The following is a 17563-nucleotide window of genomic DNA, read 5'->3' as shown; positions in this document are numbered from 1 at the left end:
CATTAAATCTTTCCGCGCCAGTATGCTGTCTGAACTAAAAGTCTATTCTCACTAAATAAACGGGGATCTACCGGCCAGAAAAAACCACCTTGTTTAAAACGGGCCTCGCTCAGCCAAGTGATATGATCCGAGTAGGTCCGCGTGCGAATCATATCAAAAAATAGATGACCTTCCAGATAGAGTTCTTTTCCGCGTTCGATTATATATTCTTTCATGACTTCCGTTTTTGTCAGGCCTGGTTTTAATAAACTCGAGGGATCAGCGCCATAGCGCGCTCTTGACGCATTGATGATAGTAATCGCGCGACCGGGATTATTTTGATAGAGGGCTATTTCCGCCTGCAGCAATTTAATATCGCTCAACCGAAATAAAATCAAATTATTACTGTTATAAGGTTCAAGCTGCTGTCCCGGATTCCGAAAGACAATATTGCTGTATTTAATACATACAGGTTTATCTGATGTATAATTGACAAAATTATTTTTGAAGCGTACATCCAATGTATCAAGCCCCCGAGATTGTACAGTTTCCCAGACCCATTGCCTGATATCTTCATGCCATACCCAGTCTTCTTTCTCTTCGATCTTGTAAAAATGACTGCTCAGATAAGCCGGTTTGGTGAAAAAATCGGCTGTTGCAGCATAAGTCGGAATATAGTCACTATTTAAAAATTTCATCCCGATATGTGCACTCGAGCCTTCCAGCGTATTTTCACTGACATTTAATTCAAAAATACCCTCGCTCGATCTCCCTTTAAAAACATCCGCATATTTAGCAGTATCGGCAAGTGTATACCCACCTTGAGCGAGCAAGGTATTGATTGTCGTGTCGGCACGCGTTACGTCATCCATTATCGGTGTATTTGATGCCAGATCTGCTGTCGTCGCCCGCCAAAGGTACAGATGTGCCATTAGGGCATAAGCCGAACCTCTGTTTGCCGTAACAGCGCGTTCTGCGGTTGTTTTATAGCCCCAACTCAATAAGCCGATCGCATGACGGCAATCTTCCTCGATCTGTTTCATCACCGCTATGCGGGGGGTACGACCCAGGTGAGGCGCATTAATCGGATCATCATATGCCTCGGTTACCAGCGGTACATCCCCCCAGATTCTGGTCAGCATGAAATAAGAAAACGCCCGAATAAAATAAGCTTGTCCCATAATTTTTTTTCGGAAAGCCTCCGGATCTGTCTGTTCTAGGATCAAAATATCATTCGGTACCAAAGGCATTTCTTTGAGAATGATATTGGACATGGCTATTGTTTTATAAAATACGGTCCAATTGCCATAAGACTGCGCAAAATAATTGCTGGTCCAATTGCCTTTTCCAATTTCAGGATGACTGTAGCTATCCCGATTGATACCGATATAAATATCCGGCGTCATATCCCCGTAGATATAATAGCGGTTTCCAACGCTATAAAAACCATCCATCAGGGCGTTCCTCAATAGCGCATAATTACCTGCAATAGCACTTTCTCCTGCTTTGGGATCTTTCCAATACACCTCCTTATAAGTGGAATTTCGAGGCTCCTCTTCCAAAAATTTATTGCACGACACGCAGCTCAGGCCGATCGCCAAAAGCAGCACCAACTTCCAATAATTGATTATAAATAATGTTTTCATAATGCGCTGATTAAAATTGTAACTCCACACCAAACGTGAACTTTCTGGGGATTGGATAACCATTGCCCTCATATTCACCATAATAATTTACAGCTTCGGCATCCGGTAATCTTTTCGAACGCTGGAACATCATTAAATTATCCACGATGCCGTACATCCGAATACTCTTCATCCCCCATCCCGATACTAAACGATTGGGCAGACTGTAAGAAAGGCTCACACTTTTCACTCTGAAATAGTCACCTTTATCCATGAAAAATGTCTGACCCGCCACCGTATAGTAGCGCAAGGATCCTAAAGGGTAAGCCGGATAATCTGCACGATCGCCCGGTTGACGCCAGATATTGATCTTACTAAAATCCGGTGTCGCATACCGTGCAAAATCATAGGTGGAATTGGTCGCAGCACCGTTCTCAAATAGATCAGATTGATATAAATTGAGCACATCTCTGTCGAACAAAAAGGTGAAGAGTATGCCAAGATTGAAATTCTTCCAGGTCACATTATTTGTCCAGCCGCCCGTGAATTTAGGATTTGGATCGCCGAGCGGAAGTTTATCAGGGTTTATGCCATCATTGAAAGGATCGGTCATATAGTCTCCATCCACATCCCTGATCCACATATCACCCGGTGCATAGGCACTTCCACCGGCATTATAGCGGTCACCTGTCAGGGGATTGATCGGAATATCGTTGAGCGTGGAATAGATTCCCAAAGTCTGGTACAAGTAGAAGGTATTGATCGGGCTGCCCACCGATAAAATATGTGTTTTATCAAAACGGGAACCGGAGACCACCAAATCCCGGCCCGAATTAGGAAGGTTCATAATTTTATTCCGCACATAGGAGACATTCAGGCGACTGAACCACTGCACAGAGCTGGTCCTTGGCAGCGGATTGGCCATCAAGACCACCTCAGCGCCATAATTACGGACGCCCACCGAATTGGTCAATGCCCGGTCATATCCGGTTGTCACAGGCAGGGCCACATCAAATAAAGATTGCTTATTTTCCTTATTAAAAACGTCAAAGGCAAAAGAAAAACGACCGTTGGCAATCTCACCGTCCAAACCAATATTCCATTGCATGGAGCGCTCCCAGCTGATATTGGGCTGCGCCACCCCATCGACAAGATTGGGTGTTATGGCGGTAACACCATTATAGGAAGTAGCATTGTCATTTCCCCAGAAATTTCCGGCGTTGACCCTGTAAAGATTATACTGTAGATAATTATTGCCCGGTAATCCACCTGTCGTGCCCAAACTGGCACGGAGTTTTAACATGGAAAACGGAGACTGCCCGTCTTTCATAAAAGATTCTTCCGAAATCAGCCATGCAACTGAAGCAGAAGGAAAATACCCCCACTTATTGCCCTTCCCAAAACGAGATGAACCATCCCCGCGTATACTTGCTGACAGCAAATAACGGGAATCATAGTCATATGCCAGCCGCGAGTAAAAAGAAGCCATACTGTAAGCCTGATAATCGGAAAAAGCAGTGAGATAACGTTGCTGAAATCCCTGGATGACTTTAATCTGGTCCGAAGCACCATTGGAAGCACCTGCCCCCACAGACCGGTATTGATTGTATTCCAGGTCACTGCCCAAGATCATACTGAGGCTGTGTTTATTAAATTCTTTATTATAACTAAAATAATTAGAGGACAGCACATTGACTTGATTATCGGAAAAGACATCCTGTTTGTTTCCGGTAAAATTAGCCACGGAAGAAGGTGTGCTCACATCACGCCTACTGTTTGAATAGATATAAGAAGTCTGAGATGTAAATTTCAACTCTTTTGAAAAATCATACCCTAGATTCAGGTTGAATGTAAATTGATTTCCCGTATTTACATCCGAATCATCATTGTACATCCCAAGAAGATAATTTTTTCGCGTTTCACTCAGGTTGAAATACGATGCAGGCGTGTATCTGGCCGTCACTCCAACTCCGCCGCCGCCAGCCCGGGTACGCTCCGTTCGCGAATAAGCTACAATCGGATTGATCATCAAGCGTTCATTCAGCGCTTTGGACATTAAGTTCAACCGTGTTGAATAGCGCTTGAACCCCGTAGCCTTGACAATTCCCTGCTCATCATATAATCCGGCACTGAAACGATAATTGGATCCTCCCGGGCCGCCGCCACTCAAACTCAGATCAGCATTGTTCACCATCCCCTTCCGATAATACATGTCCTGCCAATCGGTTGATCCGTTAAAAGCGGGATTTAAGCTATCGGTAAGCAAAAGAGATATATTTCTATTTTCAATGTCAGGACGATATTGCTGTAATTCTTCTAAGATGCGCATCTTTTGCCTTCGCTCTTCGGCCCCTAATGCCACATCCCGCAGCTCAGGGCGTTGTGTTAATCCCGTATAGGCCGAAACCATCACCTGTGGCTCCCGGCTGATACCTTTTTTAGTCGTGATCAGGATCACACCACTGGAAGCCCTTGATCCATAGATGGCAGCAGCAGAAGCATCTTTCAGTACATCGATACTTTCAATGTCCTGCGGATTTATGCCAGCTATAAAATTTGTGCCCGTTCCCGTTACCGGCGAAGTGTACTGTTGCGGTGGCTGAGGAACGCCATCAACGACATACAAAGGTGCATTTCCGACACTAAATTCATCGTACTCCCGATTTAAGCTTGTATTTCCACGTACCTGAACTGTGGGGGTTGCCCCAGGTTCCCCTGTAAAGTTCTGAACATTTACCCCCGATAAACGTCCCTGAAGAAGCTGATCAAAACTTGCCGCCGGCAGATTCGCCAGTTCTTTTCCCGAAATGCTGGAAATCGCTGCAGTGGCTTTCTTTCGGGAGACTTTTTGATAGCCAATGACAACGGTTTCATCCAACGTGGAAAATGTGGCGTTCAATTCAAAATTTAGCCGTGATTCCGAACTGACCGTTAGCCGCTTTGACTCATATCCAAGCAAGCTCGCCTCGATAATATCGCCTGATTTTGCTACCATCGTAAACTCCCCCTTGCCATTCGTTTGCGCACTTATCTGCGTAGACAAATTTCTCAGCGTAGCTCCTACCATTGCACTTCCCGAAACATCCCGAACAACGCCTGTTACCTGTTGTGCAAATAAATCGACAGAAAGGAGAAGCACTAGGACTAATAAAAGACCTGCGTTTTTCATGATTGATTAATTTGGTTAATTGATATTAGTTGTTAACTGATATTCGAAGTTAACGTAGAATCAGGTCTGATTTCAGTCCAAATTTAACCAATCGCGCTTCGATTGTAACCAAAGGCAACAGTCAGACATCATTTAAAAAATGATCGTCAACCATCACGACTATGATCTCAGCCAATTGATCGGTTGAGATGGAGCAAGAAAAGTGAGTGGGAATAATTTTATGGCTTGTATTTGTAAAAAAAGGGGTACTTCGCCAAGCAAAGTACCCCTCAAAATTTTAGCATATAGTGCACTTATTTCAATGTAACATCCAGATAAACCGAGTGTCGTCCGTAGGTATCATAGAATGGTTTAAAATCAACCCCATCAATCTTAAACGCTAAACTTTGCGGATCACCTGTGATAGATTTGCTGATATCCTTTGCATTCAGCGTCACTTTACGCCAGTCTTTTCTCGCCTCAGGTTCCTGAGCCGCCAATAAGATCGGTCCATAAAATAAACTGGCAATGTTCTGTTGATCCATGACCGGATCTAAATGAAACTGGAAAGGCATTTTGAGCTTGATACGATCACCGTTCTTCCAGTTGCGACTCAATTTCAAATATGTACCCGGCTCTGCCTGTACTTTTTGATCTTTACCGTTAATAGTCACATAAAATCCTTTAGTTGCCCAGCCCGGCACACGAACATGAAGATCAAATTTGCCGTTCCCTTTTATGGTCAGCTCCGTCTCGTCTTGCTTTGGGAAACTCGTTTTCTGCACTACAGTCACCTTCCGTTCGGTCCATTCCAAAGTAGAAGGAATAAATAGATTGACATATAAAGCCTGATCATCCCTGCTTTTAAAATAAATACTATTTTGCAATTTGGTGCTACTCTCGATTGCAGTACCATTACAACAGGTGAAGCCCGTCATATCGGGATTCCCAAATTGCTTTATTGCTCCTGGTCGCAGAGGCACATGGTACGTATTAGCCGGCGTATTTTCAGCCACAGAAGCTAAAATATGGTTATACAATCCGCGTTCATAGTAATCCATATATTCGGTGCGTTGGTCAAAAAGAAACAAGTTGCTTGTTAATTTCAGCATATTGTAAGTTGCACAGGTTTCATTCTGTCCACCTTCGGAAAAACCATTTTTATATAAGGTGGCCGGTTCTGCTGTAAAAACTTCCGCATTGGCCGGATTGCGCGCGCCCGCGACCCCGCCTATACTGTACATGTAATCATTTACAGCTTTGTACCAAAAGTTGTCGGCCACCCGGTAGTATTCCGGCAGATTGGAAACCTGATATAGCTCGATACTTCCCACAATCTGTGGAATATGCTGATTGGCATGCAATCCACGAAAAGTATCGACATTCTTAGCCAATCCATGTGCATGCTGCGCATTACCAAAGAACATATCGATATTGTCAAAAAATTGCGCGGTTTTCAGATAATGTTCCTTATGGGTGATGCGGTAAAGATGTGCCAATGTCTCATTCATTCCTCCAAATTCGCCGGCAATATACGTATTCCACACCTGTGTCAGCGTTTCCTTTGGCAGCTGACTAAGCCGCGCATGCACCCAGTCTGCCATACCCGTGGCCACCTGAAGCGCCTTTTCATTGCCGCTCACTTCATAGATATCAATTAAGCCGGCCAAAATTTTATGTAAAGTATAATAGGGCGCCCAAACCTGTGTCTTCTGTCCCCCATATTTCGCTCCTTTTTCCAACATAATAAATTGATCCGGTGGATAAGCGCTAATATAGCCCACCCCCCAATTCCAATAATCCGTGCGGATTCCTTCGCGGCTCAGATCCGAGTCATAGGTTGATTTACCGGGCCCATAAGGGATGGCGGTCGGGTCAGCTACGGACGCAGCGCCTGCCTGTTGCGGTTTACCCGACAATTGAGCCAGGTCATACAGCGTATTGACCATGTAGTTCATTTTCCCGGCAAAATTAGCTTGCAATGTTTTATCATATCCGGTACTCGCATAAGCCTGTGCGATCGCAGTCAGATAATGACCCGTCGCATGACCTCTGAGTTTGGTATCCTGACTATCCCATACCCCCAGCGGTTTAGCGCCCTGCGGTTGTGGTTGTCCAAATGCATCGCGAAACATATAGAGAAAAGAGTTGGGATCAGTAGCCGCCAAAGTCTTGATAAATTTATTCCGATTTTCAATAAATTTTGTTTCTTGATTTTGCGCGTCAGCTTGAAGGGAAACCTGACTAAGATCAAAAGCTGCTAATTTCAAACGTGGTGCAGTAGTCTTATTGCCCCCCTTAACAGTTACGATTGCTTTAGGCTGTATCGTTGTTCCCGGAACACGGCCCGTAATGGTATAACGTCCTGCTTCCAGAACGGTACTGTTATCCGCTGGCGAAGGCCATAATACCCGTACTTTGGGACCGATCACCCCCTCTTTATAGGTGCCCGGTACATAGCTTGGCAAACGTGGCAAATCTCCCAATGCCGTTTCCACCTGCACATCCGGGACAGCAAGCAAGTATGCATTATAGAGTTGCGCTTGCGTCAATGGAAATTCAGGCAGGTTATCCTCTACCTTAGTTACATTTACAGCACGATTGCTTACTCCACGTTGCGAATTGGTATAAATCCCCGTAAGCTGATTTTTACTTAACGGAACACGGTAGATCCGAAAATCATGCAACATACCATCCAATGTCGGCGATCCTGCCAAAAGTGATTTTCCGATATACAATTTATTCTTATCGCCGGATGATCCAAACACTTCCGTCAATTCACGCGGTATTTGCTTCGATTCACCAACAGGTACAGCATCTACATAAGTCGTCATCGTTTTAGCGGGAATATCCACCACGATCGTCAGGTAAACCCACTTATTCAATGCCAATGCTGGCGCGATAGCTCCTTTTTGATTATTTTCTCCTGTAGTCAGTACACTTTGGAATCCAGCTTGAGCATTCGTTCCCGAAGGAGCCGCAAAGAAATGCTTATGCGCATCTTTTCCAAAGTCAAATAAAACCTGGCCTTCTTTTTTCGAACGCAAATAAATCCAACCCGAGATACTCAATGACTCCATATCGGTCAATGCATCGGCAGGGATCTGTATAAAATCATTTTTTTCACCCGATAGCGACAGCACTTTTCCAAAGCGCTTGTCGTTGACAAAAGTAGCATGCTGGCCGGCTGTAGCATGCAGGTTGTTGCGGGACCAATCTTTCAGATCTCCGTTAAATACATATCGCGCGATCATGCCCGTTTCACCGATTCCATCCAATATCTGATCACCGCTTTGTGCCCGTACCATAACGAACCCTTTCGTCAGTATTGTGGCAACAAGAATAAAACGCAAAAAAAATAGGTAACTTTTCATCGCTATATCATCAATTATGAGCTCGCAAGCTCGATTTTTTGTTCGCTAATAAGTATTCCAGGCCGGAGGTTCTACCCCGAGTAAGTGTTTCACAAAATAATCGCGACGTTTCTTTTCTCCAAAATCACCGCCAGAGGCATGCCCCATTCCCGGAACCATAATGAAGTCGTGATCCTTACCATGTTTGATCAACTGGTTGACAAACTGGTAGGTCGATGCAGGGTCCACATTATCATCCAGCTCCCCCACGATCAACAGCAACTTTCCTTCTAATCTATACGCATTTTCAATGTTAGAACACGCCGCATATTCAGGCCCGATCGGCCAGCCCATCCATTGTTCATTCCACCATATTTTGTCCATACGATTATCATGACAGCCACAGGATGAAACCCCTACCTTATAAAATTCAGGATGAAACAAGAGCGCTCCGGCAGAAGACTGTCCTCCGGCAGAAGTGCCATAAATACCGACTTTTTCGATGTCCATAGACGGATATTTAAGCGCAGCAGCCTTCATCCATGCAATACGGTCAGGGAAACCCGCATCTTTCAGATTTTTCCAGGCGACATCCTGAAAAGCCTTTGAACGATTGGACGTTCCCATTCCGTCGATTTGCACCACGATAAAGCCCAGTTCAGCAAGCTCAGCAAGTCCTGCCGGATTAGCTGAAAATGATTTCGGAACAAAGGCGCTATGTGGACCGGCATAGATATACTCGATCACCGGATATTTTTTGTTCGGGTCGAAATTTCGTGGCCGGACGATAATGCCCCAGATATCAGTTTTACCATCTCTGGCCAAGGACTTAAACACTTCAGGTTTACGCCATCCCGTAGCCTCCAGCTCCGAAATATCCGCCTGTTCCAGATTCATGACGATCTGTCCGTCGGCTACCCGACGTAATACGGCCTGCGGAGCCTGGTCAACCCGGGAATATAGATCGACAAATAAAGAATAATCCGCATTAAATGTTGCCTGATGGTTGGCTGCTTCCGGAGTAAGTTCTTTCAAACCCTTACCATCAAAACCAATTGCATAATAACGGATAAGATATGGATCCTCTTCCTTATGCATGCCACTCGCCTCAAAAATAATCTTTTTGTTATCTTCATCGACGTTGACAACTTTGCGCACCACCCAATTTCCTTTTGTGATCTGCTGTTTCAATGCACCTGTTTTTGCATCAAACAGATACAGATGATTCCATCCGTCACGTTCCGAAGCCCAAATGATATCCGCTGTTTTTTTGAGATCATTCCGGTATTTCTTTCCGCTATAATCAATAAATGTCGCACTACGTTCTGAAATAACAGTTCTGGTTTTTCCGTCCATAGCACTCAATTCCATCACATCGTACCGTTGATGACCACGTTGGTTATATTCAAATGTAATTCCACTGTTATCCGCTTTCCATACAAGTGCAGATAGTGAAAATTGATTGGCTACCTGAGCAGGATCTACCGTTATCACCCGCCCCCCGATGACATCAATAATGGTCGGATAGTATTGCGACAGCGCATCTCCGGGTTTATTATAGTCTCTGGTCTGTAATTTTGGCTGCAATTGATCGGTCGGCGAAGACTCCAATAAAGTCAACTGTCTGATTTCAGCCTTCCTCACTTTTGAAGCAGCCAATTTTTTTGAATCATTGGACCATTGGATACGGGCGCTATAGTACTCCCCGGGGCTTCCATCAAAAGTCAACTGGCGCTCACTTTTTGAATCCTCTTTTTTGCGGATATATACATTGCTATTTTTAATATAAGCCGTATAGACCTTATCGGGCGAATCTGTCGGTTCACCTTTACTATCATCCCAGCGTGCTCCCCAATATCCGCCCGATCGACGGTCAGTGCCAGTTGTAGGCATATCACGCAATCTGCTCAGCTTATTTTCCTCCCCATTCCACTTCCACACCACGTTGTCTTCCGTAAACTCAACCTCGTTTGCCGATAGCACTTTCAGATCCCTTCCCCACAAAACACCTAATTTCACTTCTTTACCCAGCTGAGCGGATAACTGTTTTTCAATCAGGGCAACATCAGTGGCTATTTTTTTTCTGTTGAGCACATCCACCAGATATAGGCTCCTTTTGCTGTCTTTCTGATTCACCCAATAACAAAAACTATCTCCTTTTTCAGACCAGATAATCTGCTGTGGTACCTGATATACCTTGCTAAATGAACTTCTGATCTCTTTGGCACGTTTATAGTCCGCCAATGTCCCCTGTGCCATTGTCGTAAGCTGAAATATCATCAATAAAACAGCTGTAAATGTTAACTTCATATCTGTTATTCTTTAAATCCTATGTGTTGTTTTGCCTCCTATTGCAACTAGGCAAGATTAAAAATAAGTAGGTTTATGTCTTCGCTTCTTTTTGTTTCACAAAATAATATAACGGAATCCCCAAAAGTGTGATAATAATGCCCGGCCAGGTAAATTGCGGTTTATAGATGACCAACAAAACAATAAACGAGATCCCCATCAAAATATAGACGGCCGGAATAAAAGGATAGCCAAAAGCTTTATAAGGCCGCGGTACATCCGGACGTTTATATCTCAGCCAAAAGATGCCGATGATGCACAAAACATAGAACATAACTACCACGCAGGTAATCATATCCAGCAGATCACCATACTTACCTGTCAGACACCATATCGATGCAATGAGCGCCTGTAACCACAAGGCGTAAGCCGGGACCGCATTCTTATTTAGGGTCGCTGTCTTCTTAAAAAACAAACCATCCTTGGCCATGGAGTAATAGATCCTTGCACCAGCCAGAATCAGTCCGTTATTACAGCCAAACGTGCTGACCATAATCATGATCGCCAAGATGGCGATTCCAACGGGACCGAAAATTTCTTGCGCCACGAGCATAGCCACGCGATCTTTAGGTGCACTGGACATCTGTTCGATCGTCAACACACCGGTATACATCACATTGGTCAAAATATAGATCACCGTCACGATCAGGGTACCCAAGGCTAAACTCAAACCAATATTGCGTTGTGGATTCTTGATTTCGCCCGCTACCGCAGAAGATGAATGCCAGGAATCGCTGCTGAATAATGCCCCCACAAGTGCTGCAGACATCGCACCAAATGCACCGAAGGTAGCATAATCCACTGTCGATCCATCCACATTTAATCGCTGTAGATTCCACATACGCGCTGCAGACCAGTTTTGATTCCAGACCTCCGGATCGAAAGCCGCAAAGCCAAAGATGACCAGCAGCACCAAACTTAATATTTTGATCAGTGTCAGCACGGTCTGTACTGTCTTACCATTCTTTACACCACCGGTATTAATAAAGGTGAGCAGCAAAATAACAGCAATAGCCAACACCTGAGCAGATGAAATATGATAGTCTCCTATCACCAGCAAATAAACATCTTCATCCAGTACCGGAAATAGATAAGCTGTAAACTTAGCGAAAGCTACCCCTACGGCTGCTATCGTAGCCGTCTGGATAACGGCAAAAAAAGTCCAGCCAAACGTAAAGCTGACCACCGGTCCATAGGCTTCTTTGAGATAAACATACTGACCACCGGCTTTCGGAAACATGGCACTGAGCTCACCATAACTCAAGGCAGCAGCCAGCGTCATAAATCCGCAGATCAACCACACCACCATCAGCCAGCCGGCAGAACCCGTATTTCGGGCGATATCCGACGATACAATAAAGATCCCCGAGCCGATCATACTTCCGGCAACAAGCATCGTTGCGTCCAATAAACCCAATGACTTTTTGAAATCTTGACTATTTTCCTGATTACTCATAATTTAGGGTTGGATCACACTTATTTAAAATTATAAAATTTCCATTTCGCCTGATGGTTAGGTTCAAGCTTTTGGTTTGTCAATGTCGCCCTGACCATCTCCATGGGTAAGTAATTTTCCTTGATGACCCGGTCATGAAATTCCGCGTAAGACATTTTCCCCGACCCGACCAATTCATCACTGATACTCAACAGCTGTAGGCCACCGATCAAATAAGCCAATTGATATAAAGGATCATAGGAACCTTCAAAAGATCGCTTCACCTCTCCATGTGCATTTGCGGGTTCATGGCCGACCTTGTTGACTAAGTAGTCTATACACTGTTGCGGTGTCCATTCGCCCAAATGAAATTTAATGCTGAAAGTAATTCGCGCACAACGATGCATTCGCCAAAATAACATCCCGATACGTTCTTCCGGTGTCTTGGCAAAACCCATTCTATACAACAGTAACTCCCAATATAAGGTCCAGCCTTCGGTCCAGAATGGTGTATTGAAATTCTGCTCCCGATAGGGCTTATACCTTTTATTCATAAAATACTGGAGATGATGTCCCGGATTGAGTTCATGCTGCACCGTACCCAAAGAAAAGTATGGATTGTTACCGCGCATGCTCATCATTTTCTGGTCATAGGTCATGGTATTGGTTGGATAAGAAATACTGATCTCCCGTCCTCCCGTAAAAAATGGATTGACCAATTGCCGCTCAGGAGTCATCATGATCATCCCCCAGGTTTCATCTGCCAGTTCAGGAATCGTGATGAGCTTATGCTGCTTGATAAATGCCTGAGCTCGATCATATAACTGATTGATCAGACCGGGCTGCTGTCCTTCCGGTACATAGGTATTTTTAACCTTTTCCTGCGCTGCTTTCCAATCGTCTCCGAATCCCATCTCACGGGAAGCTTTTAATAACTCTGCCACACACCATTCCCATTCCTGATCTGCGATACGCAAGAGTTCATCCGCATCGTAAGCAATCATTTCTTCGCGCAGCTTTTTGTCAAGCGCAGTTTTTCCGATCGGCTGCCCACCAATATTACTGCCATCATTGAAGACTTTCCAGTTGCTCTTGGCCTGCAAAGCGCTTTTATATTGAATTAATTTTTCGTTTAAGCTTTCATACGATTTGGGCACCCACCAGGTAAACATCGGATCATATCCATTATAGAAATCAAATGCGCTTTCCAAACGGGTTCGCAATGACTCTACCATATTGACCAAAAAATTGACATCGGCAGATTCGATCGATGATACATTTGTTAGATTTTGGATCGCCGCCTCGACCTGATCTGTGGTTTTTTCAAATATTACCGCCACATCCTTTCCCACGACCGCGGCACCCCTGCGACGCTTCTGTTCAAATTGAAGGATATTGTCCGCAAACGGTAAGTAAAGCTGCAACCGATTATATAAAGCGGATGTCTCTTTGAGCTCCTCTTTATGCCGCAGCACTTTTTGGTTCAATAGCACGTAATCGACCTGACCACTGGTATTCAGCCGCTTATAATCAAAACTTTTCAGTTTAGCCAAATAGTCATCATCTACTTTGATCAGTCTATTGATCTGCTCGGGGGAGGCCGCTGACTGCTGAAATCCCCAGTTTTTGGGCATAGGACCATAAAAATAATTAACAGCCTGCAGATCATGGCGGTATTGAATGATATAAGGCTCAATGGGTGTTGTGTGTTGATACAAATCCATCTCTTGGGCATCTGTTAGCGAAGAAGCCATACAAAGCACGCCTATGACTATAAATTTCTTTGGGTTAGGGTTATTGTGGTTTTTCTTCATCATTTGATTTATTTTTGTCTATTGAAACCGATCCGGACTAAAGCCCCTAATATCCGTTTCGGTGGCTTTGTCGGACAGTAAAGCCGTAATCGCTTTTCCATAAGCAGGTCCCAGACTCAAACCCATCATCCCCCCTGCCCCCGCGATGCTGACATTGCCATATTTGGACGTCCTGCCCAAATAAGGAAGTCCATCCGGTGAACACGGCCTGTAGCCAAACCAGATATCCTGCGGATAATCGACCTGTAGATCCGGGAAATATTTAGGGATAGATTCGACGATACCTTTGACGCGATTGCTGTATATCTTATCATTTGCCGGACCTAATTCCATGGTTCCACTAAAGCGAATCTGATTATTCATTGGCGTCACCGCTACGCGAGCCTCCAAGAGCAAAGCGGCATGGATCATCTGGTTATTGCCCGTTGTATTATACATGAAAGAATACCCCTTTCCGGGCATTAAAGGCAACTTTAAATGCAGCTTCGACGCTAATGCCGGTAGCGATGCTCCTCCGGTTACGACAATTTCATCAGCATGAAATGCTCCTTTTGACGTACCGATTTCGGATACCCTTTTGCCTGAAAACCTGAACCCTGTCACTTCTGTCTGATAGTTGATCTGTACCCCATGGGCAAGCAGATAGTCTGTCAATATTTTCATTAGTTTGGGTGGATACAAGATACCGTCGCATTTGTATAAAATACCGCCGATCGTATCCATTCGTAGATTAGGCTCCAGGGCCTGAATGCCTGCCTGATCAAAAATTTCTACATCTAGTCCCAGGTTTTGGGCTTTTTCTGCCAGTTCAATTTCTTCCTGCTCGACATGACCGGACTTGTAGAGCATCATAATACCGTTTTGCCTAAGCTCAAAATCAAATCCCTCCTGCCGGGCCAGTTCATCATATGAGCGGCTGCTCGCAAGATTCAGATCACGTATCGCCGCTGCATTTCGATTTACATGTTTTTCATTGGCATGTTTCAGGAACTTCAGTCCCCAGTCGATCAATGAGAGATTCAATGTGGGTCTGACGTAAAACGGGCTTTTACTGTTCAACATCCATTTTACTCCCTGTGCCACGATGCCCGGTGCGGCCAATGGGGTAAAATGGCTGGGAACGATCATTCCTGCATTTCCATAGGAACAATTGTCCAGCCCGTCACCTTTCTCCAAAATCTGAACCTCCCAACCATCCTGTAAGAGATAATAAGCGGTGGACAATCCTGCGATACCCGCCCCTATGATAGCCACTTTTCCTTTATGCTGTGTTGACACGTTTTTTGCTATTTTAATAATAATAATTACATAACCTGAAATCCTTCTTTATACGGGTCTTCGTCATCAATAATGATCTGACTGTAGCCCGTAATTCTTGCCCATCCCTCTACCGAAGGAATAATTGCTGGCTGGCCCGTTATTGTCGTCGTTTCTTCTTCGATACGACCGACGAATTGCGAACCGATGTAACTCTCATGAACAAATTCCTCTCCCTTTTTCAACTTTCCTTTGGCATACCATTGTGCCATGCGCGCAGAAGTTCCCGTACCGCAAGGAGACCTATCCAATGCATTTTCACCTACCAACACCGCATTTCTTCCCATGGAATTTGCCTTAGTTGGTTTTCCGGTCCATTGAATATGGCTAAGACCATATATATTTTCATCTTCGGGATGAATAAAGTCCGTTTTCTCATTGAGTAAGCGGCGGATAATTTTCCCGTAATGAATGAGCTGGCTCGCCGAAAAATCACTGATGTCCCTAAAATTTTTCTGAGGGTCAACGATGGCGTAGAAATTTCCGCCATAGGCAACGTCGACGATAATCTCCCCCAAATCTGGGCATACGACGCTAAGCCCTTCTTTGTAAAGAAAAGACTTGACATTTGTGAGTTTCACGGTTTTAACCTTTGGCCCATCTTGTACATAATCAATCAGAATCAAGCCTGCGGGTGTCTCCAGACGGAGCTTTCCAGGTACTTTAGGTCTTACCAGCCCCTCTTCGATGGCAATGGTCACCGTACCGATCGTCCCGTGGCCACACATCGGAAGACATCCACTCGTCTCAATATAAAGTACGCCGGTATCGTTGTTGGGGTCTATAGGCGGATAAAGCATACTCCCGCTCATCATATCATGTCCACGGGGCTCAAACATCAATCCTTTACGAATCCAGTCATATTCTTTTATAAAATGTAGCCGGCGTTCCATCATCGAATGCCCTTGCAGCACCGGTGCTCCTCCTGCGACCAACCTCACCGGACATCCACAGGTGTGGGAGTCGATACAAAAAAATGTTTTCTTCATCAGTTGCTATACAAAAATGTCTTAAATACTTGCTTTTGTCGCACTACCATCTACGATACGTACGATGCCCAATGCATTTTCATTTTTCAACTCCACTGGCAGGAATTCATCAGGCCAATTTTGAAAAGCTAAGGGGCGTACAAAACGCTTCACCGCATCCGGTCCGACAGAGGTAAATCGCGGATCCGTACAGGAAGGAAAAGGGCCGCCATGCTGCATGGCATAGACCACCTCTACCCCGGTTGGCATACCATTAAACAGCAGCCGTCCCGCTTTATCTTTCACCACATTGAAAATCTCCTGATGTACCCGCACATCTTCGTTTGTCGCTGCAATGGTAATGGTTAGCTGTCCTTTGAGCTGTCGCGCAATTGCCAGTACTTCTTCCGCATTTTCAGCTTCCACCAGGACAGCAAAAGGGCCAAATACTTCTTCGCTCAATACCTGGTTTTTTAAAAAATTGTGTGCTGAGGTACTGATGATTCTGGGACGGCCCTGCCCTTGGACGGCTTCGACACTTGATTCTGCGAGCATGCTCACCTCAGCCTGTCCGCTTAAAGTCGCTTTATTTTTTTCAAAATGCGCATAGATGCCCGTGTTTAGCATTGTAGCCGGTGCAGTAGCAAGGATGGCCGATGCCAGCGCTTTTTTGAAACGCTCCAGACCATCGCCTTTTACCGCTATAAATACCCCGGGATTGGTACAGAACTGTCCTACACCCAAGGTCAACGAAGCCGCATATTCCTTGGCCAGCGCTTCAGCGCGATCCTCTAACAGCTGTGAAAAGGCAAACACCGGATTTACGCTACCCATCTCGGCAAACACCGGGATCGGTTCTTCGCGCTGATTAGCAATATCAAACAAGGCTTTCCCCCCCCAGTATGATCCGGTAAATCCGACCGCTTTAACTCGTGGGTGAGCAGTCAGATAGGCCCCTATCTTCGTATCTGTTCCTATGACATTATCCCCTAGAATATGGCTAAACACCCCTTCCGGCCAGCCATAATCTTTGATAACCGCGGTGATCGCATCAGCCATCATAGTCGACGTTCGGGTATGCCCGGAATGTCCTTTAACAATCACCGGACATCCTGCGCCGATCGCACTTGCCGTATCACCGCCAGCCGTTGAAAAGGCAAATGGGAAATTACTCGCTCCAAATACCACTACTGGCCCTATCCCCAAATTAAACTTCCGAATATCACTTTTACCTGTTTCACTATTTGGCAAATCAATGCGGGCTTCGGTATAGATACCTAAGGCTACCGCATTGGCATAACTGCGCCACTGCCCTACCGTACGCGCTTTCTCTCCTGTGAGCCGGGCTAAAGGAAGTGCCGTCTCCGCATGGGCAGTGTCTAACAATTCAGGGCCTAATCCCTCAATTTTATCAGCAACAGCATGCATAAATGCAGCACGCACAGCAATCGTCGTGGATTTCAAAAATTGAAATGCCTCGACCGCCATACAAACCCGGTCATCTAAAAATTCTTGTGGTTGATTCATTCTATTTCGGATTTTTTTTAAAAAACGAGCTGTAGGCGAACAGTGTCC

The 17563-nt window shown here is 45.0% G+C and carries 9 protein-coding genes; all 9 read right to left on the bottom strand.

Features of this window, described 5'->3' with window-relative positions:
• Positions 1–2: 2 nt before the first annotated feature.
• On the bottom strand, positions 3–1625 hold the full coding sequence (locus tag G6053_RS08385; RefSeq protein WP_165306159.1) for a RagB/SusD family nutrient uptake outer membrane protein: 1623 nt from the start codon (positions 1623–1625) through the stop codon (positions 3–5).
• A 10-nt stretch (positions 1626–1635) separates the two neighbouring features.
• A complete protein-coding gene (locus G6053_RS08380; RefSeq protein ID WP_165306158.1) occupies positions 1636–4773 on the bottom strand; it encodes a SusC/RagA family TonB-linked outer membrane protein in 3138 nt (1045 codons plus the stop codon).
• Between the two features lie 293 nt (positions 4774–5066).
• The gene (locus G6053_RS08375) at positions 5067–8126 is read right to left on the bottom strand and encodes a beta-L-arabinofuranosidase domain-containing protein (protein WP_165306157.1); all 3060 of its coding nucleotides are present in this window, start codon (positions 8124–8126) and stop codon (positions 5067–5069) included.
• A gap of 45 nt (positions 8127–8171) precedes the next feature.
• On the bottom strand, positions 8172–10415 hold the full coding sequence (locus G6053_RS08370; protein WP_165306156.1) for a DPP IV N-terminal domain-containing protein: 2244 nt from the start codon (positions 10413–10415) through the stop codon (positions 8172–8174).
• A gap of 73 nt (positions 10416–10488) precedes the next feature.
• Positions 10489–11910 carry an amino acid permease gene (locus tag G6053_RS08365; protein WP_165306155.1) on the bottom strand — a complete coding sequence of 474 codons (1422 nt, stop codon included), beginning with the start codon at positions 11908–11910 and terminating at the stop codon, positions 10489–10491.
• A 20-nt stretch (positions 11911–11930) separates the two neighbouring features.
• A complete protein-coding gene (locus tag G6053_RS08360; protein WP_206531895.1) occupies positions 11931–13706 on the bottom strand; it encodes a DUF885 family protein in 1776 nt (591 codons plus the stop codon).
• A 15-nt stretch (positions 13707–13721) separates the two neighbouring features.
• On the bottom strand, positions 13722–14981 hold the full coding sequence (locus G6053_RS08355) for an FAD-dependent oxidoreductase (RefSeq protein ID WP_108632519.1): 1260 nt from the start codon (positions 14979–14981) through the stop codon (positions 13722–13724).
• 26 nt (positions 14982–15007) lie between these two features.
• Positions 15008–16009, bottom strand: coding sequence for a 4-hydroxyproline epimerase (locus tag G6053_RS08350; RefSeq protein WP_165306154.1), 1002 nt, complete (start codon positions 16007–16009; stop codon positions 15008–15010).
• 21 nt (positions 16010–16030) lie between these two features.
• Positions 16031–17515, bottom strand: coding sequence for an aldehyde dehydrogenase (NADP(+)) (locus G6053_RS08345; RefSeq protein WP_165306153.1), 1485 nt, complete (start codon positions 17513–17515; stop codon positions 16031–16033).
• Positions 17516–17563: the final 48 nt, after the last annotated feature.

Source organism: Sphingobacterium sp. DR205 (assembly GCF_011064245.1).
GTDB lineage: Bacteria > Bacteroidota > Bacteroidia > Sphingobacteriales > Sphingobacteriaceae > Sphingobacterium > Sphingobacterium athyrii.
The sequence above is the reverse complement of the archived record's forward strand: the minus strand, read 5'-3'. Positions and strand labels throughout refer to the sequence as shown.

What these genes read in the sequence shown, in the direction of transcription:
- G6053_RS08385 (WP_165306159.1), bottom strand. Translation starts at nt 1,625, where the DNA reads ATGAAAACATTATTTATAATCAATTATTGGAAGTTGGTGCTGCTTTTG.
- G6053_RS08380 (WP_165306158.1), bottom strand. Translation starts at nt 4,773, where the DNA reads ATGAAAAACGCAGGTCTTTTATTAGTCCTAGTGCTTCTCCTTTCTGTC.
- G6053_RS08375 (WP_165306157.1), bottom strand. Translation starts at nt 8,126, where the DNA reads ATGAAAAGTTACCTATTTTTTTTGCGTTTTATTCTTGTTGCCACAATA.
- G6053_RS08370 (WP_165306156.1), bottom strand. Translation starts at nt 10,415, where the DNA reads ATGAAGTTAACATTTACAGCTGTTTTATTGATGATATTTCAGCTTACG.
- G6053_RS08365 (WP_165306155.1), bottom strand. Translation starts at nt 11,910, where the DNA reads ATGAGTAATCAGGAAAATAGTCAAGATTTCAAAAAGTCATTGGGTTTA.
- G6053_RS08360 (WP_206531895.1), bottom strand. Translation starts at nt 13,706, where the DNA reads ATGATGAAGAAAAACCACAATAACCCTAACCCAAAGAAATTTATAGTC.
- G6053_RS08350 (WP_165306154.1), bottom strand. Translation starts at nt 16,009, where the DNA reads ATGAAGAAAACATTTTTTTGTATCGACTCCCACACCTGTGGATGTCCG.
- G6053_RS08345 (WP_165306153.1), bottom strand. Translation starts at nt 17,515, where the DNA reads ATGAATCAACCACAAGAATTTTTAGATGACCGGGTTTGTATGGCGGTC.